Below are 22813 nucleotides of genomic sequence, written 5' to 3' on the forward strand. Positions count from 1 at the left end.
CCCGGTCTGCCCGGCTCCGTATGCGCACCGCCGTTCAGCGGTGTCCGTAATGCATCTGGTACTTGATTCGCTCGGTTTCGCGCATCTTGTTGTGGTTGATCCATTCCGGATCGAGGCCGTGCTGCTTCATCCGGTAGCGGCGCCAGACGTAGCTGCGCGCCACAGTGAACACCACCAGCGGCACGAGCATCATGATGATCACGCCGATCTTCAACGCCAGCGGACCGGGGAACAGCAGCGGCAGTAGCAAGAGCGGGATGAACGGAACGATGAACCGGACGAGATAGCGCACCTCGGCCCCGTGCCCGACGAGGTCGTGGATGACCCACTCGTGCAGCTCCTCGGGGAGCTCGCGGCCGAGATCGTAGGAGATCCGCTGGCCTATCGTGGGACGTTTCATACGTTCAGGCTATGCCTGTGAGATGCGCCACCGCCAGGTTCGGCGAATATTCGGCAGTCGACTTCAGGCGCGACCGTGGCGGCGTTCATAGGCCAGCCGCTCGGTCTCCGCGCGCTTCCTGGACGTGGCGTCGGCCAGTGCCGGATCTAAGCCGTGCTTGACCAGACGCGACCTGCGATACACGTACATCAGCGCCGCGGTGAAATAGATCAGCGGTAGATACAGCAGGGCCATCATCGCCAGCCCCATCCATTTCGGTCCGGGTACCAGCAGGAACAGGCTAAGCACCGGAATCATCGGAATGAGGAAGCGCATCAGGTAGCGCCGCGCCGCACCGGGGCCGGTGAGATCCTCGAGCACCCACGCCGACACCGACGCCGGCAGCGTGCGCCCGCAGATGTAGGCGATGCGCTGCGGGAATGTCGGTGTCGTGCGGTCAACCATAGTGCATAGCATCCTCCGCCCGGACCGGCCCGGACAAGTTCTGGCTAGCCCTGCCTGCTGGCGTGGAATTCGGCGATCTGGGTGGTCAGGTTGTGCGTGGAGTGTTTGACGGCGAGCTTCACGAACGGCTCGATGGTCTTGCCGAGCACCTTGCCCGCGATTCCACCCGGCACCCGATAGTCGACGATCGCGTCCACCGTGCAGTTATCGGTGCCCTTGGCGTGGAACAGGAAGGTGGATTCGATTTCGAAACCCTTGATCGACTTCACCGCGATCGCGTAGTTCTCTTCCCACCGCACGACCTGCAGGCGCGAATGCAGCGCGGCGGGACCGAGTTTGATGGTGCCGTCGAAGGTCGCGCCGACGCCCTCGACTTGATCGGTGATCGGCGTGAAATCTTGGACCTCGGTGATGAAACGCGACAGATTCCGGTAGTCGTTGACGTACGCGAAGGCTGTTTCGGCCGATGCCACACAGTCTTCGACGATCTTCACCACGGTCATGGCACAACTGTAACGGGTTGCTAACAGCCCGGCCGCAGGTGCTTGCATTTGCAAGCGTCAGGCGGTGACCGCCAGGGTCGCGGCCAATCCGAAGGCCACGGCCATCACTGCCACCTCGATGATCGCGCGCCGCAGTGAGGATTCGGCGGGCATCCGATGTCCCGTCGCCTGCGGTACCCAGGTCCGTCGCCACCACCAGCCCAGCGCCAGCAACGCAACCAGCACAAGGGTTTTCGCGAGCAGAATGCGGCCGTAGCCGGTCGTCACGAACGGGGCGATCCCGCCGACCCGCACCAACCCGTTGACCAGGCCGGTGACCGTGACGATGCCGACCAGCGGCAGCGCCACCGCCGAATACCGGGGCAGCGTCACCGCCCACTCACCGCGGGTGCGCACCACCAGCGCCAGCGCGACCAGCAGGCCGAACCAGGACGCCGCCGCCAGCGCGTGCACCGCCGCGAGCACCGAGCCGAACGGCTGCTGCGACATATGACCGGTGATCGGCCGCAGCGCGAGCGCCACCGCGGCGAAGACCAGCACCAGATCGGCCGACGCGGTCTCCGGCCGCCGGAACGCCATCGCCGAATAGCAGGCGACCGCACCGCTGCCGATCAGTACCGCGATACCGACCTGACCGCCGCTGATCTCGACCAGAAAATTGCCGAACTGCCCGGCGCTGAGCTTGCCGATGGGTACGCCGACGACGGCGGCCGCCTCGAAGACGAGCACTGTGAATTCGGTGACACACCAGATCCCGGCCAGTACCGCGAGCGCCCGCCACGGCGGCCGGAGCCGATCGTGCAGTCGGGGCAATGCGGCCAGTCCGAGCACCGTGGCACCGGTGCAGTCCGCCAGCACCCGGATGACGCTCTCGGTCTGCGCGGGGGCGGGGACGGCCAGGATCAGGGCGAGCGCCACCCCGAGCAGCCCGGCCGGGACGACCAGCAGCAGCGCTTGCGCATTTCCGCCGCCGGTCGTCCGCTGCACCTTGTTCACCGGTGTGCTCTTCTCACCGCTGCGATTTGCGGGTCCTGCCGCCGAACAGGGCGAATGCCAGACCACCGCCGAACAGGACGACCGCGCCGATGATGAAGACCCACAGCGGAATTCCGCCGGAATCGTCGCTGCCACCGGAGTTGTGCTGACTGTCGGCCTTCGGGCCGGGCGTACCGTTGCCCGCCTTGGTGAGGGTGAAGCTCCGCTCGCCCTTGACCGGATGACCGTCGGCGGAGGTGACCCGGTACCCGATCTTGTAGACGCCGGTCGGTCCGAGTTCGCCGACCGCGACGCTCACGGTCGGGCCGTCCACTTTCGGATCGCCCTTGGACCACAGATTCCCGTCCGGACCCACCACGGTGAGTGCCGGAAAGCTTTCCTGCAGCGGCTCGTTGAAGGTGATGCTCACCCGCTCCGGACCGGTTTCGATGCTCGCGCCGTCGGCGGGCACGCTGCTGACCGGCGTCGAATGGGCCGCCGCCGTTCCGGCCGCGAGCACGCCCATGCTCAGCAAGAGCAGGCCCGCGACCAGCCCGGCGGCCATGCGACGCATGGCGATGCCACTCATGCCCGGCGTCCGCGGATCACATTGCCCAGACCGAGCGCGACGCCGAGCAGGCCGAGCGCGAGTCCGATGCCGCCGAGCCAGCGCGCGGTGTTGTCGGTGTCCTTCGCCTGCTCCGCGGCGGCGGCCGAACTGCCGACGTCATGGCCGTCGCCGGAGGCCGCCGCGAGGGTGAGCATCGGTGCCGGATGCTCGGGTTCGGAACCGTCGGCGCCCATGGGCTGATCCCACTTGACGACCTTGCCGTCGCTGTAGGTCTGGGTCGCCGGGAAGCTGACCTCGTCCTGGGTCGGCAGCGGGCCGACCGAGAGGACGAAGCGCTGGAACTGGCCGGGCCGAACACCTGGTGTGCCGGGATCGGCGGTCCAGGTGACCGAGGTGGCCTCGGCCTTGTCATTGCGGTCGACCTTGGAGCTCCAACCCGGGATGGGTTCGGTGCGGGCGCTCTTGAGGCTGGGCAGGGCGACGGTGAGCGACGTGGTGTTCGCGGTCTCCGATTCGGTCGGGACCTTGAAGGTGATCACCGAGTAATCGCCCTGCGTCGCACCGGGTGCGTCGGCGGTGACGTGTGCGGAGGCGGTGCCGCCCGCGAGGAGAACGAAACCGGCGGCGGCGACCGCCGTGCAGGCGCGCGTGATCTGCGTACGCATGGATGAAGTGCTTTCTGTCCGAAGGGGTTTGGGTGTGGCGGGTCAGGCCGACACCGGTGGCGCGCGCGGACCGATCGCGCCGTTCGGATGAAAGCGGTAGTGCCGGAGAATCGGATCGGACCAGCGGACCGGGCGGCCGACCGCGAGCGGTGATCCGGCTGCGGAAACCGCGCGAATGACGCTGGACGCCAACGCATAGAGCCGCTCGGCCAGCAGGATCAGCGCGACGCAGCCGAGCGTCGCGATCAAGTGCGCCGGCAACATCCAGCCCGTGGGCAGATATGGGTCGAGTTGCGGTACTGCGGTGTGGCCATGGGTGTGGTCGATCAGCCCGGATAGCACCGCATGTCCGGCGAGCTGTCCCAGCGCGAGCGGACCGAGCACGGCCCAATGCCCGATGGCGCCCCGGTGCAGCCGTCCCGCGGCCCAACCCGTCAACGCCGAAACAAGCAGCAGCAGTGCGGATTCGGCCGAATCCGGAAATCCGCCACCCGCCGCACCGTGTGCGGCGATGGCGAGCGCGCCGACCATGCCGCCGACCAGACAGCCACGCGGGCTGCCGGAGGGCTGGCCGGGAGACATCGGATGGATCAGCTGACGCCGAGGCGCGCCAAGACGTCGGCCTCGATACCGGACAGCTCGCTCGAGATCGACGCGTGTACGGCGCGACGACGCGGTGCGGGCATCTGCTCCGCGGTCCGAATCGCGGCGGTCAGATTGCCGAGTCGATCCTGGGTGGCGGTGACGAATTTCTGGGTCTCGCCCTTGCCCGCCTTCTCGCCGGACTGCGTGCCGATCTTGTCAAGGGCCGCTTCGGTATTGGAGATCCGCGCCTGCAGCCGACCGCCGTGGCCGCTGAAATCACCGAGCTGTTCGACGCCGATGCCGAGCTGATGCGCCCGGCGGGTATCGATCCGGCCGCGGATGTAGGTCGCCGCGCGATAGGCCAGCGGTGCGAGTACGGGCACCAGCACCCGGGCGACACCGAGGTACTTGCGGACCTGGCTCGCGGTGAACGGATCCCGCTCGGCCTTGGCGGCCACCTTCAGTGCGGCCTTCTCCTCGGCCTGCAAGGTGGCGATCTGCGCCTTGGCGACCTTGGCCTGGGTGCGGGCCTCCGCGCGGCGGGCCTTGCGGTCGTTCCTGGCGCCGAGTTTCGCCTCCATGGCGGCCTTGTGCTTGAGGGCCTTCGCCTCGGCCCTGCGGCTCGGCCGCCGCTTGCGCTTCGTGAACAACCCCATCGAGGCCCTCCTGTGTCCAATTTGCCGCGCCTGCGGCGCGGCGTGTTCGCGGCCCCCCGGTGTCTCGCGTCCGAGCGGTCGAGACTCGCGCCTACGGCGCATGCGCTTCGACCGCTCGGCCGCGAGACGGGCCGCGAACGTCGCTCGTAAGACTCGCTCCGAACGGGCTGCGTTGATATTGAACCATCTCGCTGCCCGTCTACCAGGCACAGGTCTACCACGCCGCTCACCGGTGTACCAGGCGACTCAATGGCTACTTGTGACTTGTGCGCCGACCCTGTCATGCGGTTCACAGAGTTGTCAGGGGTCTGGACCATACTGCGTATGTGTATTCGGGCAGCGGTGACCGCGACGGTCGCAATCACGAAGGCGTAGCCGACGAGCGGCAGGCCGAGGTGAGTGCTGCGTCGATGCCCGCCGAGCCGACCGCATTCGTCGATGCCAGAGCATTGATCGGGTGTCGGCACCGATTGCATTTGAATGCCGCGCATCCGAACCTGCTGACCGGGGTGATCGAGGATGCCGGGGTCCGTCAGCGCCGGGAGGCCGCGACCGCGCATCGCACCCGGGTGCGTGATGCGCTGATCGCCGCGGATCCGGACAACTGGGTGGTGATCGATCCGACGTTGCGCGCGGGGGAGCGGGCCGCGGCCACCATGCGCGCGTGTAACGAAGGCGCACAACATATCTGGGGCGGACTGCTGCCGCAGGAACCGGATACCGGCCGCCGCGGCGGTTCGGAGATCCTGCTGCGTGACCGCGATCGTGGCGGCTACATCCCGGTCATCGTGGTCAATCACAAGGTCACCGACCCGCGCCAGCCCGAACCGGCCGATTTCCATCCGACCACTTCGGATCCGTATCACTGGGATCCGCAACCTGATCCGCATCGCAAACTGCGCCAGCAGCCCCGCGATCAACAGCGGCTCGCGCATCTGTACCGCATGCTGCAGCGGCACGGTCTGGCCAGTCCGGCGCTGGTCGGCGGCGTGATCGGCTACCACTTCGATCGCATCCTGGTACACGATCTCGGCCCGCTGCTCGCCGATTACGACCGGCGCTATGCCGATCGAATCGCGGTGGTGCGCGGGGAATTGCAGACGGTTCCGTCGAAGGTGCCCGAATGCCGCCAGTGCCCGTGGTGGACGCGCAAGGCGCCCGCCGACGAGGCGCAGGTCGCGGGACAGAGCTGCGAGGGCTGGCTGACCGAGCACCGGGACGTCAGCCTGGTCGCGCCCGGTTCCCGCGCGGAGGTGCTGCGCGGACACGGCGTCGAGACCATCGACGATCTGGCCGCCTGGGTGGGCGACGATCCGGAGGACTGGCAGCACGGCCCGTTCGACGAGGCCGTGGTGACGGCCCGTGCCTGGCTCGCGGGCGCGCCGCTGGTGCGCCGGGTCGAGCGGGTCTGGGTGCGCCGGGCCGATGTCGAGGTGGATGTCGATCTGGAGAGCTTCCAGGAGTACGGCGCATACCTGTGGGGCACGCTGCTCGACGGCGTGTACCGCCCGTTCGTCACCTGGGATCCGCTGCCCACCGAGGACGAGGGCCGCTCCTTCGGTGAATTCTGGACCTGGCTGATGACGGTGCGCGCCGAGGCCGTCGCGGCCGGGAAAACCTTTGCCGCCTACTGCTATTCGCGCACGGCCGAGGACAAGTGGCTCTACGAATCGGCGCGCCGTTTCGCGGGTAAGCCCGGAGTGCCGACGGTCGATCAGGTGCGCGCCTTCGTCGACGGACCGCAGTGGGTGGATATGTTCCAGGCTGTCTCCGATCAGTTCATCTGCCCGAACGGCAAGGGGCTCAAGAAGATCGCGCCGGTGGCCGGATTCTCCTGGCGCGATCCCGAGGCGGGCGGCGAGGCGTCGATGAGCTGGTATCGGCTGGCCGTCGGCTACGAGGGCGAACCCGAGCTGGGTCAGCGCACCCGGCTGCTCGAGTACAACGAGGACGATGTGCGGGCCACCATGGTGTTGCGCGAATGGATGCATCCCCGGCCCACACGGGCGGATGACCCCCACCGCGCCGACATCGAGGTGCCCGGCTTGGCCGACTTCGGGCAGATGTCGGCGGATGTCGGATAGGCGCGGCGGTACCATCACGACGTGACAGAGCACGTCGAACAACTCGAGTTCCAGGCAGAAACCCATCAGCTGCTCGAGCTGATGATCCATTCGGTCTACTCCAACAAGGACACGTTCCTGCGGGAGCTGATCTCGAACGCCTCCGACGCGCTGGACAAGCTGCGGCTGGAGTCCTTCCGCGATAAGGATCTGCACGTCGACACCGCCGATCTGCATATCGAGCTGGAGGTCGACAAGGACAACCGGATCCTGACCGTCAGGGATAACGGCATCGGCATGTCCCGCGCCGAGGTGGTCGATCTGATCGGCACGCTGGCCAAATCCGGCACCGCGGAGCTGCGCAAGAAACTGAACGAGGCGAAATCCGAGGCGGCCGCCGAGGAGCTGATCGGCCAGTTCGGCATCGGCTTCTATTCGACCTTCATGGTCGCCGACAAGGTCGCCCTGACCACACGTAAGGCGGGCGAGACCGAGGGCACCCGCTGGGAGTCGGCCGCGGGCAGCTCGACCTACACCATCGAAACCCTCGACGAGGCTCCCCAGGGCACCGCCGTATCGCTGCACCTCAAGACCCCGGACGAGGACGACCACCTCTTCGACTACACCCTGGAGTGGAAGCTCCGCGAGATCGTCAAGAAGTACTCGGACTTCATCGCCTGGCCGATCCGCATGCAGGTCGAGCGGACCGTCACCGAGGGTGAGGGCGAGGAGAAGACCGAGAAGACGATTCTCGAGGAGCAGACCCTCAACTCCATGAAGGCGCTGTGGACCCGCCCCAAGAGCGAGGTCAGCGACGAGGAGTACAAGGAGTTCTACAAGCACGTCAGCCACGGCTGGGACGATCCGCTGGAGATCATCCCGATGAAGGCCGAGGGCACCTTCGAGTACCAAGCGCTGCTGTTCATTCCCTCGCATGCGCCGTTCGACCTGTTCACCCGCGAGCACAAGCGCGGTGTCCAGCTCTACGTCAAGCGGGTGTTCATCATGGACAACTGCGAAGAGCTGATGCCGGAATATCTGCGCTTCGTCAAGGGTGTGGTGGACGCGCAGGACCTGTCGCTCAACGTCTCCCGCGAGATCCTGCAGCAGGATCGACAGATTCAGATGATCCGCAAGCGCCTGGTGAAGAAGGTGCTCTCAACGGTCAAGGAACTGCAGGGCGCGGAGGATCAGGAGAAGTACCAGACGTTCTGGAAGGAGTTCGGGCGCGTCCTCAAGGAGGGCCTGCTCTCGGACTTCGACAACCGCGAGACGCTGCTGCAGGTCTCCTCGTTCGCCTCGACCAACTCCGAGGAAGAGCTGACCTCCCTCGCCGCCTATGTCGAGCGGATGCAGGACGGCCAGGACGCCATCTACTACATGACCGGCGAGACCCGTCAGCAGGTCGAAAGCTCTCCGCATATGGAGGCCTTCAAGGCCAAGGGCCGCGAGGTGCTGATCCTGACCGATCCGGTCGACGAGATGTGGGTCGGTTCGGTCACCGAATTCGACGGCAAGCCGTTGCAGTCCATCGCCAAGGGCGAGGTCGATTTGGAGACCGAGGAGGAGAAGAAGGCCACCGAATCGCTGCGCGAACAGCAGGACAAGGACTTCGCCGAACTGCTCGCCTGGCTCGGCAAGACCCTGGACAACGTCAAGGAGGTGCGCCTGACCAACCGGCTCACCACCTCGCCGGCCTGCCTCGTCGGTGATGTCTTCGACTTCACCCCGATGCTGGAGCGCATGTACCGCGCCTCCGGTCAGCTGGTGCCCGAGTCCAAGCGGATCCTCGAGCTCAACCCGGCCCACCCGCTGGTCACCGGTCTGCGCGACGCCTACGACACTCGCCGCGACGACGCCGACGCGGGCAAGGTTCCCGAACTCACCGAGACCGCCGAATTGCTCTACGGCACAGCGGTTCTCGCCGAGGGCGGCGAACTGAAGGATCCGGCCCGCTTCGCCCAGATCCTCACCGAGCGCCTGACCCGCACGCTCTGACGAATCGCATACCTGGTGGCCGTCTCGCACATCGTGCGAGGCGGCCACTGCGATTGCCGAGCGTGATCAGGCCGACACCGCGCAATGCGGCGTGCTGAGGAGAATGGATAACGTGCAGAATGCGAACGGGCCGGTCATCCGGGCCGCACGTGCCGATGACTACGACGCCATCGCCATCGTCATCGATGACTGGTGGGGGCGCTCGGTGTTACCGCACCTGCCCAGGTTGTTCCTCGATCATTTCTACCGAACCAGCCTGGTCGCCGAGGTGCCCGGCGCCGGATGGCGGGAGCCGACCGAATGGCTGGCCGGATTCCTGATCGGCTTCCTCTCGCCGTCGGAATCCGATGAGGCCTACATCCACTTCGTCGGCGTCGATCCGCAGTCCCGCAAGAGCGGCCTCGCGCGTGAGCTGTACGAGCGGTTCTTCGCGATCGCCAGGGCCAATGACCGGCACATCGTGAAGGCGATCACCGCGCCCGGCAATGACGCGTCGATCGGCTTCCACCGGCATCTGGGCTTCACCGTCGCCGGACCGGTGCGTGACTACAACGGACCGGGCCATCACCTGATCACCTTCGAACGCAAGATCTGATCCGCTTGGCGCGCAACGAGATCGGTCGGAGTTGGTAGGTTCCGGGGGTGCTGCCCGGTTAGCCTTGGACGGTCGAAAGGATCGTCAGCTGATGTCTGGTAACCCGCTTGCCGCCGCCGAACCGTGGGATCTGGTCGCCGACGGATATGCCGAATTCGGACCCGCGATCATGGCGCCCTTCTCCGCTCGCGCACTAGAACTGGCCGGCCTTTCCGCTGAATCACATGTGGTCGATGTCGCGGCCGGGCCGGGCACGCTGAGTCTGCCCGCCGCCGAACGAGTGGCACAGGTATCGGCCATCGACTTCTCCGAGCCGATGATCCAGCGTCTCACCGAGGACGCCCGGACAGCTGGGCTGACCAATATCGAAACGCGGGTGGGGGACGGGCAGGCCCTACCGTTCGATGACGACAGCTTCGACGCCGGTTTCTCGATGTTCGGGCTGATGTTCTTCCCGGATCGGGCCAAGGGCTTCGCAGAATTGTTCCGGGTACTGCGTCCCGGTGCCACCGCCGTGGTGTCGAGTTGGGCGCCGGTGGCCGAATCGACGCTCATGCGAATGATGTTCGGCGCCTTCGCCGCCGCCGATCCGACGATCCCCGAACCCCAGCCCAATTTCCTCAACCTGGAAAATCCGGAGGTCTTCGCGACCGAGATGCGCACCGCGGGCTTCGCCGGGGTGAGCATCCAACACCACACCAGCACGATCGGTTTCGCCGACTCCGACGAGATGTGGGAGACCATGGTGCGCAGCAGCGCCCCACTGCTGCTGATGCGCCGCATGGTCGGGGAGCAGGTGTGGGCCGAACGCGTCGCCCTGATGCGCGCCTACCTCGCCGTCAACTACCGCCCGAACAAACCCCTGTCCACCACCGCATTCCTCGGCATCGGCCACAAACTGGCCCCTTGACAGCCGAAACGCCCCGCCATCCAGTGGATGACGGGGCGTAGTTGCCTTGCAAGCTATTCAGCGGGGAGCCATGCGCAGGGCGCCGTCCATGCGGATGGTCTCGCCGTTGAGGTAGTCGTGCTCGACGATGTACTGCGACAGCTGCGCGTACTCGTCCGGGCGGCCCAGGCGCGACGGGAACGGCACACCGGCCTCGAGGCCCTTGCGGTACTCCTCGGTGACACCGGCGAGCATCGGGGTGTCGATGATGCCGGGGGCGATGGTGTTCACACGGATGCCGAACTGGGCCAGGTCACGCGCGGCCGGGACGGTCATCCCGTGCACGCCACCCTTGGAGGCCGAGTACGCGATCTGGCCGATCTGGCCCTCGAAGGCCGCGACCGAGGCGGTGTTGATGATCACGCCGCGCTGGCCGTATTCGTCGACGGTGTCGGTCTTGGCGATCGCGTCGGCGGCCAGGCGCATCACATTGAAGGTGCCGAGCAGGTTGACGGTGATGACGGTGCGGAACAGCTCGAGATCGTGCGGGCCGTTCTTGGACAGGATGCGTCCGGCCCAGCCGACACCGGCGCAGTTCACCACGATGCGCAGCGGCGCACTGGATTCGACGACCTGCGCGACGGCGGCGGCAACCTCGTCGTTGCTGGTGACGTCGGCGGGGATGAGGGTGACGCCGTCGGGCACGTTGTCCCCGGCGCGCTCGATGGATTGGGGTACGTCGAGTCCGAAGACGGTTGCGCCCAGATCGGCGAAACGCTTGGCAGTGGCGGCGCCGAGGCCGGATGCGCCTCCGGTGATGATGGCGGCGGAACCCGAAATCTCCACGATGGTCCTCTCGTTCGTGACAGCCAGTTGGCCCTTCGTCAATTGCACCCTAACCGGTGCCGTCTGAGATGCCGATCACGGCTCCCTCGCACCCGATGCCCGCCCTACATAGCACTGTCGGATAAACGGGGAATTATTTGCGAACATGCATGTTCGCGGCTGGTATCGTCGCAGCTATGCAGCATCGCGTGTTTTCCGCCGCGTCCGTCGCCGAACGCCGGATTCTGATCACCGGCGCGGCGCGCGGCATCGGCGCCGCACTGGCGCGGCAGTTGCACGCGAAAGGGGCGAAGGTAGCGCTGCTCGGGCTGGAGGCGGATCTGCTCGCGGAGGTGGCGCACGAATGCGGGGACGCGCCGTGGCGCTACTGCGATATCGCCGATCATCGGCAGGTGGAGCGGGTGGTGAGCACGCTGGTCACCGAACTCGGCGGGCTGGATGTGGTGGTGGCCAATGCCGGGATTGCCAAACAATTGCCGCTGCTGGGCGGGGATCCGACGGTCATGGAGGAGACGCTGGCGGTCAATGTGCTCGGCGTCTACTACACGCTGCGCGCCGCTGGACCGCACATCTGTCATCCGGACGGGTATGCACTGGTCATCTCGTCGCTGGCGGCCGCGGTGAATCTGCCGTTGGTCGGGGCATACAGCGCGTCGAAGGCCGGGGTGGAGGCGCTCGGTAGTACGTTGCGGCACGAGATCAGGCACACCGGCGCGAAGGTCGGGGTCGCGTATTTCGCCGAACTCGATACCGATATGACCGCGCGCGGCTTCGGCACCGCCGCAGCGCGAGCCATTCTCGGCCGGTCCACGGTGTCGGGAGTCGCACCGCTCGGTCCCGCGATCGATGTGGTCGAGCGTGCCATCGCCAGGCGCAAACGTCAGGTGGTATCGCCTTGGTGGGTGGCGGTGGCGCTGCCGTTCCGGCCGATCGCCCAGCGGGTCATCGATATCGCACTGCGGCGCGGGGTGGCGCGGGCGTTGGAGATCGCGCGCACCGAAGAGGCACCCTTCACCACCGATCAGCCGGCCAGACCCCGCAAAATGGAGCGACCGGCGTAAGCCGGATATCGCGCCCGCCCGACCCTCGGAGCCACTGAATGACCGAATCCGCAAGCAGCGTACGCCAACTCCCGCGGGGGCGACACGGCCTGCCGAGGGAGGAGGTGATCGCCTCGCAGCGCGAACGGATCCTCAGCGCGATGGCCGAGGCCATGGTCGAGAACGGATACGTCGGGACCTCGGTCGCGGTCATCCTGAAGCGCGCCGGGGTTTCGCGGGAGACCTTCTACGAGCAATTCCGTTCCAAAGAGGATTGTTTCGAGGCCGCCTACGAGCGGGCCGTCGAACTGCTGATCGCGAATATCGCGAATGCGATCAGCGGCGAGGCGCGGGATGCCGCCGACCCGGCCGATCCCGATCGGATGGGCCGCATCCTCGAGGCCTACTTCGACGGGCTCATCGCCGAACCCGCATACGCCCGCCTCTACCTCGTCGAGGTCTATGCGGTGGGCTCGAAGGCGGTCGCCCGGCGCGCCCAATTGCAGGAATCATTCGTCGCCATGATCGCCGACGTCCTCGACGCCCGCACCGACCAGCAGCGCTTCGCCTGCCAAACCCTCGCCGCCGCCATCAGCGCCATGGTCACCGCGCGCATAGCCGTCGACGACCTCCCCAGCCTCCGAGCACTCCGCGAACCCCTACTCGACCTGGTGCGCCGCAGCGGTGATCTCTACGGCGAGGCGATGCTGCGTCATTCCGAAGTACGCGCCTGAGCGGCAGCAGGCAGACGGTCCAGGTCGGCCCACTTGCGGCGCTCGCCGGCATGCAGTTCGGGCCGATGATGTCCAAGGGCAAGCGAGTCGAGACCGCTGGCCCAGAGCGTGACCGATCATTGCATCTGTCGGCTTCTGGTGCCGGCTCGTTCGGGACGTGTGCCGAACTGCGCGGTATCGGTGATCTGGACGGCGAGGCGATGCCGCCTCAGTCGGAAGTACGGGCCTAGCTGCAGCGGACTGACCGATACTTGCGGCCCTGGGCGGCGTGCAGCCGGGCCGATTATGCCCAAAGACAAGCCGCGTGGACACCGCTTGCCTGGATGTCGATCCGCTTCGGCGCGGTGCCGGGCCCGAGACTTCTCCTATAAAGGCTGGCTGCCTGTGGCCGAGTAGCTGCGAGCCGCAGTGCCCGGTCAGCGCATCTCTTCGGCGGGCTCGGCCAGCGGGGTGCGTTCCGAAATTCGGCGTGCGCGCCGCGATCGAATCAGCAGGGCAATGCCTGCGGCGGCCGGGGCGAGGGTGGCGAGTGCGCCGCCGGTAAGTACGCCCAGGTCGGGGCGGGCGGCGGTGAGCAGGCTCGCCGTGCCGAAGTAGAGGAACAGCAGGCCGGAGCAGATGCCGATGACATGTTCCGGGAGATGTTTGCCGACCAGGATGCCCGCGGCGATGGCGAGGGCGTCGGCGGCGACCATGCCGATGGTGGAGCCGATCCAGACGCCGATCCAGCTGTTGTCGGTGGCCAGGGCCGCGGTGGCGAACATGGTCCGGTCGCCGAGTTCGGCGAGCAGGAAGGCCGAGAGGACCACGAAGAACGGCGCGGTCGTCGAACGCGGCGGCTTGGGTTCGGCCTCGGCAGCATCGCTGCCGAAATGTTCGCGCAACGTCCATAGGCCGACGGCCAGGAAGGTGAGTGCGGCGACCAGTGCGATGGCCCTGGTGGGCAGCGCGGCACCGACGAAATAGCCGACACCGACCGAGATCAGATGCACCGCCGCACTCGCGGTCGCAATGCCGCCGAGCACCACCCACCAGCGGTAGCGCAGCGCGAACGTCAACGCCATCAGCTGGGACTTGTCACCCAACTCGGCGAGAAAGACGATTCCGACGCTGAGCAATATCGTCGCGATCATGTGGTCTGCACTCCCGGGCTCCGGCCTGCCGGCCGGGAGATCGGGTTACGCCTCCGGCCGACAACGAAATGGTTGTCTCGGCCGAAGGTCTCGCCCACCGGATCTACGCCGGTTCACGCGGCCGGGTCAGCGCCCTTGTAGGGCGGCGGACCAGTATGTCGACAGCGCGATTGCGGGCTACTCCCCTTCGCTGTCATCGACTGTACCCCCGCAGCCATATTCACGCCAAGCCGCTGTAATCGAAATCGCAATGCGCACAATAAGTTTGGCAATCCAACTGTCGAGTTTCGGGTGTCCTCACAGATCTGGCAGCACGAGCTTATCCAGAAGTGAGCTAGCCCTTGGCAATCAGCGCACCGGCGCGACCTATTACCCGGGCTTGCTCGATACCGGACAGACCTCCCCGAAGATGCCCTCCGATTGCAGCGGCTCGCTCGGCTAGGTGAAGTGGTTCAGGCGGCCAAGAGCATGGCCAGAACCGCGGTATCCGGATCGCTGATCGGATCCAGTCCGACCCGGCTCACCAAAGATGTGACGGTGCCGTCGGATTCGGCCTCCGCCCACGCCGCCCGATGCTCCAACCCCAGATGCGGTACGCCCGGCAGGAGCACACAACCCGATGCCACGCCGACGCATTCCGGCAACGACGGCCGGGTCTCCGAGGGTGGATGCAACATCAACAGCGCCGGCGGCACATGATCAGCGAACCGGCCGGGTTCCAGCGCCTGGTCACCGAGCACCGGTCCCTCGGCGAGGACCAGCCCGACGGTGCCCGGCGCCGGATCATCCGGTAGCTCCTCGCGCACACCGAAGACGGTCGAGGTGGTCAGCAGGCCCGGATACGAGGCCACCCGCACGGCGAGCACGAGTACCTGCGCCCATTCCTTGGTGGTGTCGGGCCAACGTCCGGAGATGACGAACCCCCGCAGCGATCCGCGGGCCTGGAACGGCGTGATGCCGATGGGTCCGTTCGTATGCATGATGCCTCCCGTGATCGAACCGGGGGCGGCTTTGCCCGTCCTCGAACTGTGGATTCTCGAGGATGCGCCAAAACTCAGTTGGCACACAAGTACCAAAGAGTGCTAGTCGGACACGGTGAACGCAAAGAGCCCGCGAACCGGTCGGTTCGCGGGCTCGCAGGCGGGAAAAGCTCAGCCGAAGATGAGGCCCTTGGCTTGGCCGACGGCGCGCGCGAAGCGCTCCTGCACGTCCTCCCAGTTGACGACGTTCCAGAACGCGGTCACGTAGTCCGCCTTGACGTTCTTGTACTGCAGGTAGAAGGCGTGCTCCCACATGTCGACCTGCAGCAGCGGGATGATGCCCAGCGGCACGTTGGCCTGCTGGTCGTAGAGCTGGAAGGTCAGCAGCTTCTGGCCGAGGGTGTCATAGCCGAGCACCGCCCAGCCGGAGCCCTGCAGGCCGTTGGCCGCGGCGGTGAACTGCGCGCGGAACTTGTCGAACGAACCGAACTGGTCGTCGATCGCGGCGGCCAGCTCGCCGACCGGCTTGTCACCACCGTTGGGGGAGAGGTTCTTCCACCAGATCGAGTGGTTGACGTGGCCGCCCAGGTGGAAAGCCAGGTTCTTTTCGTTCAGGAAGATCGCGCCGTGGTCGCCCGCCTCGCGTGCGGCCTCGAGCTTTTCCAGCGCGGTGTTGACGCCGGCGACATAGGCAGCATGGTGCTTGGAATGATGAATCTCGTTGATCTGCCCGGAGATATGGGGCTCCAGGGCGCTGTAGTCGTAATCCAGATCTGGCAACGTGTACTCAGCCACGATGTCCCTTCCTAATGTCGGGCCGGGTGCGCCCGCCGTCTCGAGCACACTCAACCATCATTCGTACACCCGCTCGTTTGCAACCGCGCTCCTTGCCCCCACATTCCGCCGAGGCAACCCGCGCAGTGCGCTGGACAACTGACGGTACGACTGATTTCGTGAATACATGGGTAACTCGCCGGGTACGCCCGAAAGTCGGCTTGGCACCCCACGCAGGACCTGAGACCAGGCCGTGCGGCACTCGACTCGTATGGCCTGAATACGCGGAGAGGAGGTGAGCACCATGTCCTGGTACGACGAACTGGTCGGACGGGTGCGTCTTCCCGAGCCGGCGATGGTGACGCCGGAGCAAGCGCTGCCCGGTCGTCCCGACCCGATACCGGTCTCGGATACCCATTATGTGAACGGTCGGCCGATCCATCCGCCGTTTCCGGAAGGTCTGCAGGTCGCGGTGGTGGCCATGGGTTGTTTCTGGGGTGCGGAACAGGAGTTCTGGCAACTCGACGGTGTCTTCACGACCGCGGTCGGGTACGTCGGGGGCTATACCCGGAACCCGACCTATGAAGAGGTGTGCAGTGGGCGCACCGGCCATACCGAGGCGGTGCTGATCGTCTTCGATCCGAACGTCATCGACTACGCCGGTGTGTTGCGCCAGTTCTGGGAGAACCATGATCCGACCCAGGGCATGCGGCAGGGCAACGATCGCGGCACCCAGTATCGCTCGGCGCTCTTCACCGTCGACGCGGCGCAGGCGCGGCTCGCGCACAGCACCGCGCAGACCTTCGGTGAGCGGCTCGCTGCCGCGGGCTACGGCGAGATCACCACGGAGATCACCGAACTGCCCGGACAGGGCGGCACGGATCCGCTGCGGGCGTTGCCCGAGTTCTTCTACGCCGAGAGCTACCACCAGCAGTATCTGGCGAAGAATCCCGGCGGCTACTGCCCGGTGCATGCGACGGGCGTCAGCTGTCCGGTCGGACTGGGTGCCTGAAACAGAACCGCACACCCGGTGACCGGGTGTGCGGTTAGAAGTGCACTAACTACAGTTGCGGCACGATTCCGGCGCGCAGGGTCCGCGGATCGCCCGCGTCATGCGCCTTCCACCAGCGCACCCCGCCCGCGATGAATTCCTTCAGCGGGATTTCGGCGCCATTGGCATCGTGAATCGTCATGTCGTCGAACCACACCCGCACATCGAGTTCGCGCGGGTCGATGCCCTCCTCCTGGGAGAATTCGATGACGTGCGTGGTGGTGTGCGAGTCGATCCGGGTGTCGAAGCTGAGCAGCTCACTCCAGTGCACCCAGCCACTTTCGTCCACGTCGATGAATTCCCAGCCGTGCAGTCGACCGCCGCCGAAGCTGCGGATGGCCGCGTCCAGTTTGTCCAGCTGTAGCGGCAGCACCCTGGCCGCCACGTCGTCCCACTCCTGAATGCGCAGTGAGGCCGCGACTCGGCCGACACCGGTGAATGTCAACTTCACGCGATAGTCCTCGGGCGCGGGACCCTCGGCCGGAAGCGTCAGAACTTCCAGGTCGAGGCTCAGTTGCGCGTTCGCTGTATCGACCTCCACGCCTAGGCACGTGGCCTCGGAGAGTGCTGTGTTGAGTGCTGTTGTTTCCATTCCGTCGAGTAGCCCCCTGCTCACGTTCATGCATCCAGGCTACCGACAGCACCTGCGGGAACCCGGTATTTCAGTTATTCGCTGGTGTTCTGGTCTTTTTTGGGGAACCGATCGGCGATCAGCGGCGTCCAAGTAGATATCGGGACCTGCACAGCCTCAGATCCCGAAGCGGCGGCGAATGACCGCTCCGGGATGGCAAGGAGGGGAGTCTCGGATCGGTCGTTCGTACCGCGACCTTGCTCCAGCAATCTCTCGGTATCGCCCGTTCGATCCAGGTTCCGGCGCATCATCCCTTGTAGATCGACAGCCACTTGATAGTTGAACCCTGTACTCGGTGTGCTGGTGGATAGCTGTGCCTGTGGATCAAGTTGTGGATTATGTGGATAACTTTGACCGAGATATGCACAAGCGGCCCCGGAGCGGGGCATCGGACAGGATCCAGAAGCACAGAACATACCCGAGGTAACGTGCCGATGTCGAGGCCGTGAAGTGCCTGTGGGTCACGGGCATAGCGGGGCCGGAACTCCCCCGTGGTGCGCCACCCATGGCAGGATCGAAGCGTGACGAGCCCCGAAGTGTCGTCGGTGCCGGTGGAAGCCGTACCGGACGAATTCGACAAGACCGAGCGTGTCGCGGCGGACGCCCCGGCGGCGATTCTGCTCGACGTGCGCGAGGACGACGAATGGCAGCTCGGACATGCGCCCGGGGCCATCCACATTCCGATGGCCGACGTGCCCGCCCGCGTCGACGAGCTGGACTACGAGGCCCAGCTATATGTGATCTGCCGCCAGGGCGGCCGCTCCATCGAGGTGGTCAAGTACCTGGCGCACATCGGATACGACGCGGTGAATGTCAGCGGTGGCATGGTGGCATGGCAGCGCGTGGGTCGACCATTGGTTGCGGACGGCGATCACCAGGCGAAGATTTACTGAGGCAAGAGAGAGGGGCACCCGGCATGAACGTCAGGCCCGGAGGCGGAAGCCTGCGTGACCACGGAGGGCCCGGGCATGCCGCGAGGGAGACAGCATGAACGTCAGGCCCGGAGGCGGCAGCCTGCGTAACCACGCAGGGCCCGGGCATGCCGCAAGGGAGACACCGTGAGTACGGTGGTTCAACCTTGTGCGCGCTGCGGCGCGCGCTGGGCCGTGCAGACGACGCCGATGCACTGGTGCCCGCGCTGCCGTGGCGTGCTGTTGTCACCTGCGCCCATCGACGCCCCCGCCGAGCGGCGAAACTACCGCTGGGTGGCCCGCCGTCCCGATCAGCGCACCCGCAAGCTGAGCTCCGGTCGACCGCGTCCGTCAGTGGAAACGCCGCGCTACCAGCGGATTCCGCGCTGGGGCCTACTGGATCCGCCGGTCGAGTCCGCGCCTGCGCCACAACGGCCGCTGGACCGGCTGACCAATAGGGCCGGTGCGCTGCTCATCGCGACCGCGGCGGTTTTCGCGATCGCCGCCTGCGCCGAACTCGGGCGCTATCTGATCCTGCTGCGCAACCGCACCCGGCTGATTCCGTCGTGGTTGCTGCACATCTCCGATGCCATGGTGTGGCTTTCGGCATTGGTCGGCCTCGCGCTCGGGTTGATCACCGCGATAGCGATGCTCGGCTGGTTGATCGAAACGCGTCGGGCCGCCTTCGCCGCGGTCGGCCGCCGTGACCCGCGCTTGGTCCGGACGCTCGCCCTCGGCTGTCTGATACCGGTGGTGAATCTGTTGTGGCCCGGTGTATTTCTCACCGAGACGGTCGCCGTGCGTCCGAATCCGCGCACGCTGCGGGCCGTGCGCATCTGGTGGGTGGGCTGGGTGCTCGGCGCGGGTTGCACGGTGGCGGCATTGCTGTGGCGGAACGCGGATACGCTGCAGGCCAAGGCGGACGGTGTGCTGTTCACCGCGTTCACCGATCTGGTCGCGGCCGGGGTCGCGGTGCTGACCCTCTGGGTGCAGCGGTCGATGTCGGACCGGGATCTGTTCGGCCGCACCAGGATTGCGCGCCGGTGGGTGATCGCCGTCGATCCGGCGGTGTCCGTCATCGAACCGGTGCAGCCCGGTGGCGGCGCGGCGAAACAGCCCGTCGCACTCGAAACAAGTACACCGCACCGTGAGCATGAGGAGGTTTTGGCCAAGTGAGCCAGGGCAGTCGCGCACCGTTCGTCGTCGCGCACCGGGGATCATCGGCGGCGCTGCCGGAACATACGCTCGCCGCGTATGAGCTAGCGCTGCAAGAGGGCGCCGATGGCGTGGAGTGCGATGTCCGGCTGACCAGGGACGGACATCTGGTCTGTGTGCACGACCGCACCGTGGACCGGACCTCGTCGGGTACCGGACTGGTCAGCGAAATGACCTTGGACGAACTCGAGGGACTCGACTTCGGGGCCGACGGCGCACCCGCATCGGTACTCACCCTCAGCCAACTGATCGAGTTGGTATTGGATTGGCGCAGTAGGCCGACCAAGCTGTTCATCGAGACCAAGCATCCGGTGCGCTACGGCGCGCTGGTGGAGAACAAGCTGCTCGCCGAACTCCAGCGCTTCGGCATCGCCACCCCCGCCTCCGCCGATCACTCCCGCGCGGTCGTCATGTCCTTCGCCGCCACCGCGGTCTGGCGGATCCGCCGTTCCGCACCGCTGCTGCCGACTGTCCTGCTCGGTGAATCATCGCGCTACCTGGGCGGCAGCGCCGCGACCACGGTCGGCGCGACCGCCGTCGGTCCCTCAGTGAAAACCCTGCGCGAACATCCGGACCTCGTCGACAAGGCCGCCGCCGCCGGCCGCGCCACCTACTGCTGGACGGTGGACGATCCCGACGATGTGCGCCTGTGCGCCGACCTGGGTGTCAGCTGGGTGGCCACCAACCACCCGGCCCGTACGAAGGCACTGCTGGCCGCGGCCTGATCTGCCCGCCCGAAGAGCTGCAAATCAGACAGAGCGGCGCGCGGCACATCCCGCGTTCGACCCTGTAGTTTGACCTGCCGTGGGTAAAAGCAAGCGCAATAGTCCGAAGCCCGGAGGGAACCGGGCCCAGCGTCTCGCCGAGCGGCGGGCGGCCCTGGAACTGCAGGCAGCGCAGTCCGGTGCGCGTCCGTTCGAAGGGCTGGCCGCGGAGTGCGATCTGGTCGCGCTGCGCGAATTCGTGCCGTCGGCGACCGCGACGCTGCCGCTGTCGTCCGATATCGCCGCGGAGCGTTCCGTCGTGCTGGCCACGGTATTGCCGGGCGCGGTCGCCGGATTGGTGCGGGCGGGCGAGCCGCCGACCGGATACGTCGCCACGCAGGTGCAATTCCAGGGTCTTGATCCGGCCGCCGATATCGCGGCGGCGATCCTGTGGACACAGTCCGCCGAACCCGGTGAATCGCTGACCGCGGCCGAGAGTGCCGAGGGTGGACCGAGATTGGCCGATGTGATCGATGCGGACGCACAGCTGGAACTGACCGTGCACCAGGACTTCGACTGGTGGGTACCCGAGGGCGTGCAGCCCGATCCGCAGGTCGCCGCGACCATCGAACAGGCCAAGCAGGCGATCATGCCGTCCGCGCGACTGGATCTCGGCCCCGATGCGATCGGCGCGGGCTGGTGGGTCGATGCCGGTGATAAGGCGCATCTGCGCTGGGTGCGCCCGGAGAACGAGGATGATCTGATGCTGGCGCTCGCGCGGCTGCATGCTTCGGGCGGACTGCATCTCGGCGATGGCTCCCGTTTCGCGGGCTCGTTCCGCACGCACGGCCTGCTGGTGCCGGTGTTCGACCTGGATCCGGAACTGCATGCCAGCGAGTGGACCAAGCCGGCGATCGAATTCGGGGAACGCCTGGCGGCGGCGCTGGCCGACGACACTGCGCTCTCGGCGGACGAGCGCCGTTCCCGGGATGGGCTGCGGTCGCGTCAGGTCACCCTGCGGTGATTTCAAAAAAGTCACAGAGAATTTTGTGAAACACCCTCCTTTCTAATCAACCCTCGGTTAGGTTCTCTGCATCACCGAAAGATGGTGGTGGTGAGCGAAGTCTCACCGAAAGATGAGGAAAGTAGGACCATCATGGAAGCCATTCTGGCGCTGCTCAAGACGCTGCTCAGCTCCTTGAGCGCTGCATAAAGTCGACAGGGCCGGCTCGTCGCGACGAGCCGGCCCTGATTCCGCTATGGGAATCGTGAATTAGATGCTGCCGCCCGCAGTGGACGGAGCGCCGGAAGCATCGCTCGGACCACTCATTTCACGAGCGATGAAATCCTCGAGGTCGAACAGGTTCGACCCGGCACGATCGGCGATGGTGAGCAGGGTCGTCATATTCGCGACCTCCTCCACCTGCTCCTTCAAGAACCACTGCATGAACTGTTCACCCAGGTAATCGCCCTCTTCGCGGGCGGTGCTCGCCAACTGGATGATCTGGTCGGTGACGTTCTTTTCCTGCGCGAGGGCCAGCGCGATCGGTTCACGTGCATTCTCGAAATGCGATTTCGCGGCGTCGATGCCGGAAAGCTCGACGCTGATATCCCGATCCAGGAAGTACTTCACGATCATCATCGCGTGATTGCGCTCTTCGACCGCCTGCGCATAGAAACGCTTGGCCAGCTGCGGCAGATCCGCATTATCGAACCATACCGCGATCGCGATGTATTGATGCTCGGCATTGAATTCATGCCGGATCTGATCGTGGAGCAGGCCGTGAAATTTGCTGCGTGGAGACTCCGGATGGCTGGACATAGTTGCGACATTAGCGCTGGTCACGCCGCATGTCATCCAAGTGCAGCCTTATTGAGGCTAGTGTTGCCTAATTAATTCTTGGCAGCACCGGCCATTCTCGGGGCGGAAATATCGGCGCGCGGTGTGGTGCGCAGTTCGCGCGAGATGAAGTCCTCGACATCGAACAGATCGCCCGCGGCACGGTCGATGACGGTCAGCAGGGTGGTCATCCCGGCGACGTCCTCCACCTGCTCCTTGAGGAACCACTGGATGAATTGCTCGCCGAGGTAGTCGCCGGAGGTCCGCGCGGTGCCGGCCAACTCGGTGATCTGCGCATTGCGGGCGCGCTCGGATTCCAGCAGGAAAACAACGGCGCCGCGCGGCGATTCGAAGGTTGACCGCACGTCGTCGAGGCCGCCTACCTGCACTTGTAGATTGCGGTCCAGCAGGTACTGCACCATGCGCAGGGCGTGTGAGCGGTGCTCGGCGGATTTGCCGTAGCTGTGTCTGGCCAACTGCGGCAGGCGATTCGAATCGAAGTAGACCGCCGCCGCCAGATACTGCTGTGAGGCGGTGAAGCCACGACGGATCTGGTCGCGCAGTAGGTCCGGGAACGGCTCGTCGGCATCGGTATCGGGCATAGGCCCGA

Annotated in this window: 26 protein-coding genes; 11 read left to right on the forward strand and 15 right to left on the reverse strand. The window is 66.0% G+C overall.

Going from position 1 to position 22813, the window contains the following annotated elements:
* Positions 1-34: 34 nt before the first annotated feature.
* From ACZ60G_RS22475 to ACZ60G_RS22510, 8 genes are all read right to left on the reverse strand, one after another.
* Positions 35-400 (reverse strand): DUF5313 family protein, encoded by a 366-nt coding sequence (locus ACZ60G_RS22475; protein ID WP_465811974.1) that lies wholly within the window; start codon positions 398-400, stop codon positions 35-37.
* Between the two features lie 63 nt (positions 401-463).
* Positions 464-844: a DUF5313 family protein gene (locus ACZ60G_RS22480; RefSeq protein ID WP_465811975.1), complete on the reverse strand. Its 381-nt coding sequence runs from the start codon at positions 842-844 to the stop codon at positions 464-466.
* Between the two features lie 44 nt (positions 845-888).
* Positions 889-1347 (reverse strand): SRPBCC family protein, encoded by a 459-nt coding sequence (locus ACZ60G_RS22485; protein ID WP_465811976.1) that lies wholly within the window; start codon positions 1345-1347, stop codon positions 889-891.
* A gap of 57 nt (positions 1348-1404) precedes the next feature.
* Positions 1405-2334 carry a copper resistance D family protein gene (locus ACZ60G_RS22490; RefSeq protein WP_465812155.1) on the reverse strand — a complete coding sequence of 310 codons (930 nt, stop codon included), beginning with the start codon at positions 2332-2334 and terminating at the stop codon, positions 1405-1407.
* A gap of 22 nt (positions 2335-2356) precedes the next feature.
* Positions 2357-2911: a copper resistance CopC family protein gene (locus tag ACZ60G_RS22495; RefSeq protein ID WP_465811977.1), complete on the reverse strand. Its 555-nt coding sequence runs from the start codon at positions 2909-2911 to the stop codon at positions 2357-2359.
* Positions 2908-3558 carry a YcnI family copper-binding membrane protein gene (locus ACZ60G_RS22500; RefSeq protein WP_465811978.1) on the reverse strand — a complete coding sequence of 217 codons (651 nt, stop codon included), beginning with the start codon at positions 3556-3558 and terminating at the stop codon, positions 2908-2910. The genes ACZ60G_RS22495 and ACZ60G_RS22500 overlap by 4 nt, the downstream gene beginning before the upstream one ends.
* A 42-nt stretch (positions 3559-3600) precedes the next feature.
* Positions 3601-4140 carry a hypothetical protein gene (locus ACZ60G_RS22505; protein ID WP_465811979.1) on the reverse strand — a complete coding sequence of 180 codons (540 nt, stop codon included), beginning with the start codon at positions 4138-4140 and terminating at the stop codon, positions 3601-3603.
* 8 nt (positions 4141-4148) lie between these two features.
* Positions 4149-4799, reverse strand: a complete 651-nt coding sequence (locus tag ACZ60G_RS22510) for a DUF6474 family protein (RefSeq protein WP_465811980.1) — start codon at positions 4797-4799, stop codon at positions 4149-4151.
* A gap of 410 nt (positions 4800-5209) precedes the next feature.
* Here ACZ60G_RS22510 and ACZ60G_RS22515 point away from each other — a divergent pair, with 410 nt between their 5' ends.
* From ACZ60G_RS22515 to ACZ60G_RS22530, 4 genes are all read left to right on the forward strand, one after another.
* On the forward strand, positions 5210-6883 hold the full coding sequence (locus ACZ60G_RS22515; protein WP_465812157.1) for a TM0106 family RecB-like putative nuclease: 1674 nt from the start codon (positions 5210-5212) through the stop codon (positions 6881-6883).
* A gap of 21 nt (positions 6884-6904) precedes the next feature.
* Entirely contained in the window at positions 6905-8860 is a 1956-nt protein-coding gene (gene htpG / locus ACZ60G_RS22520; RefSeq protein ID WP_465811981.1) for a molecular chaperone HtpG, read from the forward strand.
* 103 nt (positions 8861-8963) lie between these two features.
* On the forward strand, positions 8964-9455 hold the full coding sequence (locus ACZ60G_RS22525) for a GNAT family N-acetyltransferase (protein ID WP_465811982.1): 492 nt from the start codon (positions 8964-8966) through the stop codon (positions 9453-9455).
* Positions 9456-9546: 91 nt separating this feature from the next.
* Positions 9547-10365: a class I SAM-dependent methyltransferase gene (locus ACZ60G_RS22530; RefSeq protein WP_465811983.1), complete on the forward strand. Its 819-nt coding sequence runs from the start codon at positions 9547-9549 to the stop codon at positions 10363-10365.
* A gap of 57 nt (positions 10366-10422) precedes the next feature.
* On the opposite strand, the gene ACZ60G_RS22535 is transcribed toward ACZ60G_RS22530, so the two are convergent.
* A complete protein-coding gene (locus tag ACZ60G_RS22535) occupies positions 10423-11190 on the reverse strand; it encodes an SDR family NAD(P)-dependent oxidoreductase (RefSeq protein WP_465811984.1) in 768 nt (255 codons plus the stop codon).
* Between the two features lie 176 nt (positions 11191-11366).
* Here ACZ60G_RS22535 and ACZ60G_RS22540 point away from each other — a divergent pair, with 176 nt between their 5' ends.
* Both ACZ60G_RS22540 and ACZ60G_RS22545 read left to right on the forward strand, forming a co-directional pair.
* The gene (locus ACZ60G_RS22540; protein WP_465811985.1) at positions 11367-12251 is read left to right on the forward strand and encodes an SDR family NAD(P)-dependent oxidoreductase; all 885 of its coding nucleotides are present in this window, start codon (positions 11367-11369) and stop codon (positions 12249-12251) included.
* Positions 12252-12289: 38 nt separating this feature from the next.
* Positions 12290-12964, forward strand: coding sequence for a TetR/AcrR family transcriptional regulator (locus ACZ60G_RS22545; protein ID WP_465811986.1), 675 nt, complete (start codon positions 12290-12292; stop codon positions 12962-12964).
* 416 nt (positions 12965-13380) lie between these two features.
* On the opposite strand, the gene ACZ60G_RS22550 is transcribed toward ACZ60G_RS22545, so the two are convergent.
* The 3 genes from ACZ60G_RS22550 to ACZ60G_RS22560 form a co-directional block, all read right to left on the reverse strand.
* A complete protein-coding gene (locus tag ACZ60G_RS22550; protein WP_465811987.1) occupies positions 13381-14097 on the reverse strand; it encodes a TMEM165/GDT1 family protein in 717 nt (238 codons plus the stop codon).
* A 452-nt stretch (positions 14098-14549) separates the two neighbouring features.
* Entirely contained in the window at positions 14550-15077 is a 528-nt protein-coding gene (locus tag ACZ60G_RS22555) for a hypothetical protein (protein ID WP_040685718.1), read from the reverse strand.
* A 171-nt stretch (positions 15078-15248) separates the two neighbouring features.
* Positions 15249-15872 (reverse strand): superoxide dismutase, encoded by a 624-nt coding sequence (locus ACZ60G_RS22560; protein WP_040685719.1) that lies wholly within the window; start codon positions 15870-15872, stop codon positions 15249-15251.
* A gap of 283 nt (positions 15873-16155) precedes the next feature.
* On the opposite strand from ACZ60G_RS22560, the gene msrA reads away from it, so the two are divergent.
* Positions 16156-16863 carry a peptide-methionine (S)-S-oxide reductase MsrA gene (gene msrA, locus ACZ60G_RS22565; RefSeq protein WP_465811988.1) on the forward strand — a complete coding sequence of 236 codons (708 nt, stop codon included), beginning with the start codon at positions 16156-16158 and terminating at the stop codon, positions 16861-16863.
* A 49-nt stretch (positions 16864-16912) separates the two neighbouring features.
* Here the strand turns inward: msrA and ACZ60G_RS22570 are convergent, their stop codons facing one another.
* Positions 16913-17524: a hypothetical protein gene (locus ACZ60G_RS22570; protein ID WP_465811989.1), complete on the reverse strand. Its 612-nt coding sequence runs from the start codon at positions 17522-17524 to the stop codon at positions 16913-16915.
* Between the two features lie 530 nt (positions 17525-18054).
* Between ACZ60G_RS22570 and ACZ60G_RS22575 the strand changes: the two genes are divergently transcribed.
* The 4 genes from ACZ60G_RS22575 (at position 18055) to ACZ60G_RS22590 (ending at position 21387) form a co-directional block, all read left to right on the forward strand.
* Entirely contained in the window at positions 18055-18426 is a 372-nt protein-coding gene (locus ACZ60G_RS22575; protein ID WP_465811990.1) for a rhodanese-like domain-containing protein, read from the forward strand.
* 165 nt (positions 18427-18591) lie between these two features.
* Positions 18592-19620, forward strand: a complete 1029-nt coding sequence (locus ACZ60G_RS22580; RefSeq protein WP_465811991.1) for a DUF4328 domain-containing protein — start codon at positions 18592-18594, stop codon at positions 19618-19620.
* Positions 19617-20384 carry a glycerophosphodiester phosphodiesterase gene (locus ACZ60G_RS22585; protein ID WP_387287210.1) on the forward strand — a complete coding sequence of 256 codons (768 nt, stop codon included), beginning with the start codon at positions 19617-19619 and terminating at the stop codon, positions 20382-20384. Before ACZ60G_RS22580 ends, ACZ60G_RS22585 begins: the two co-directional genes overlap by 4 nt.
* Positions 20385-20463: 79 nt before the next feature.
* Complete coding sequence (locus tag ACZ60G_RS22590; RefSeq protein WP_063044081.1) at positions 20464-21387, forward strand: DUF5926 family protein; 924 nt, start codon at positions 20464-20466, stop codon at positions 21385-21387.
* A 249-nt stretch (positions 21388-21636) separates the two neighbouring features.
* On the opposite strand, the gene ACZ60G_RS22595 is transcribed toward ACZ60G_RS22590, so the two are convergent.
* Complete coding sequence (locus ACZ60G_RS22595) at positions 21637-22185, reverse strand: ferritin (RefSeq protein WP_465811992.1); 549 nt, start codon at positions 22183-22185, stop codon at positions 21637-21639.
* Positions 22186-22256: 71 nt separating this feature from the next.
* The gene (locus ACZ60G_RS22600) at positions 22257-22805 is read right to left on the reverse strand and encodes a ferritin (protein WP_465811993.1); all 549 of its coding nucleotides are present in this window, start codon (positions 22803-22805) and stop codon (positions 22257-22259) included.
* Positions 22806-22813: the final 8 nt, after the last annotated feature.

The sequence above is a fragment of the Nocardia sp. NPDC102475 genome, from assembly GCF_055584605.1.

What these genes read in the sequence shown, in the direction of transcription:
- ACZ60G_RS22475 (WP_465811974.1), bottom strand. Translation starts at nt 400, where the DNA reads ATGAAACGTCCCACGATAGGCCAGCGGATCTCCTACGATCTCGGCCGC.
- ACZ60G_RS22595 (WP_465811992.1), bottom strand. Translation starts at nt 22,185, where the DNA reads ATGTCCAGCCATCCGGAGTCTCCACGCAGCAAATTTCACGGCCTGCTC.
- ACZ60G_RS22550 (WP_465811987.1), bottom strand. Translation starts at nt 14,097, where the DNA reads ATGATCGCGACGATATTGCTCAGCGTCGGAATCGTCTTTCTCGCCGAG.
- ACZ60G_RS22495 (WP_465811977.1), bottom strand. Translation starts at nt 2,911, where the DNA reads ATGAGTGGCATCGCCATGCGTCGCATGGCCGCCGGGCTGGTCGCGGGC.
- ACZ60G_RS22540 (WP_465811985.1), top strand. Translation starts at nt 11,367, where the DNA reads ATGCAGCATCGCGTGTTTTCCGCCGCGTCCGTCGCCGAACGCCGGATT.
- ACZ60G_RS22510 (WP_465811980.1), bottom strand. Translation starts at nt 4,799, where the DNA reads ATGGGGTTGTTCACGAAGCGCAAGCGGCGGCCGAGCCGCAGGGCCGAG.
- msrA (WP_465811988.1), top strand. Translation starts at nt 16,156, where the DNA reads ATGTCCTGGTACGACGAACTGGTCGGACGGGTGCGTCTTCCCGAGCCG.
- ACZ60G_RS22525 (WP_465811982.1), top strand. Translation starts at nt 8,964, where the DNA reads ATGGATAACGTGCAGAATGCGAACGGGCCGGTCATCCGGGCCGCACGT.
- ACZ60G_RS22485 (WP_465811976.1), bottom strand. Translation starts at nt 1,347, where the DNA reads ATGACCGTGGTGAAGATCGTCGAAGACTGTGTGGCATCGGCCGAAACA.
- ACZ60G_RS22530 (WP_465811983.1), top strand. Translation starts at nt 9,547, where the DNA reads ATGTCTGGTAACCCGCTTGCCGCCGCCGAACCGTGGGATCTGGTCGCC.
- ACZ60G_RS22480 (WP_465811975.1), bottom strand. Translation starts at nt 844, where the DNA reads ATGGTTGACCGCACGACACCGACATTCCCGCAGCGCATCGCCTACATC.
- ACZ60G_RS22505 (WP_465811979.1), bottom strand. Translation starts at nt 4,140, where the DNA reads ATGTCTCCCGGCCAGCCCTCCGGCAGCCCGCGTGGCTGTCTGGTCGGC.
- ACZ60G_RS22515 (WP_465812157.1), top strand. Translation starts at nt 5,210, where the DNA reads ATGCCCGCCGAGCCGACCGCATTCGTCGATGCCAGAGCATTGATCGGG.
- ACZ60G_RS22545 (WP_465811986.1), top strand. Translation starts at nt 12,290, where the DNA reads ATGACCGAATCCGCAAGCAGCGTACGCCAACTCCCGCGGGGGCGACAC.
- ACZ60G_RS22500 (WP_465811978.1), bottom strand. Translation starts at nt 3,558, where the DNA reads ATGCGTACGCAGATCACGCGCGCCTGCACGGCGGTCGCCGCCGCCGGT.
- ACZ60G_RS22555 (WP_040685718.1), bottom strand. Translation starts at nt 15,077, where the DNA reads ATGCATACGAACGGACCCATCGGCATCACGCCGTTCCAGGCCCGCGGA.
- ACZ60G_RS22600 (WP_465811993.1), bottom strand. Translation starts at nt 22,805, where the DNA reads ATGCCCGATACCGATGCCGACGAGCCGTTCCCGGACCTACTGCGCGAC.
- ACZ60G_RS22570 (WP_465811989.1), bottom strand. Translation starts at nt 17,524, where the DNA reads ATGAACGTGAGCAGGGGGCTACTCGACGGAATGGAAACAACAGCACTC.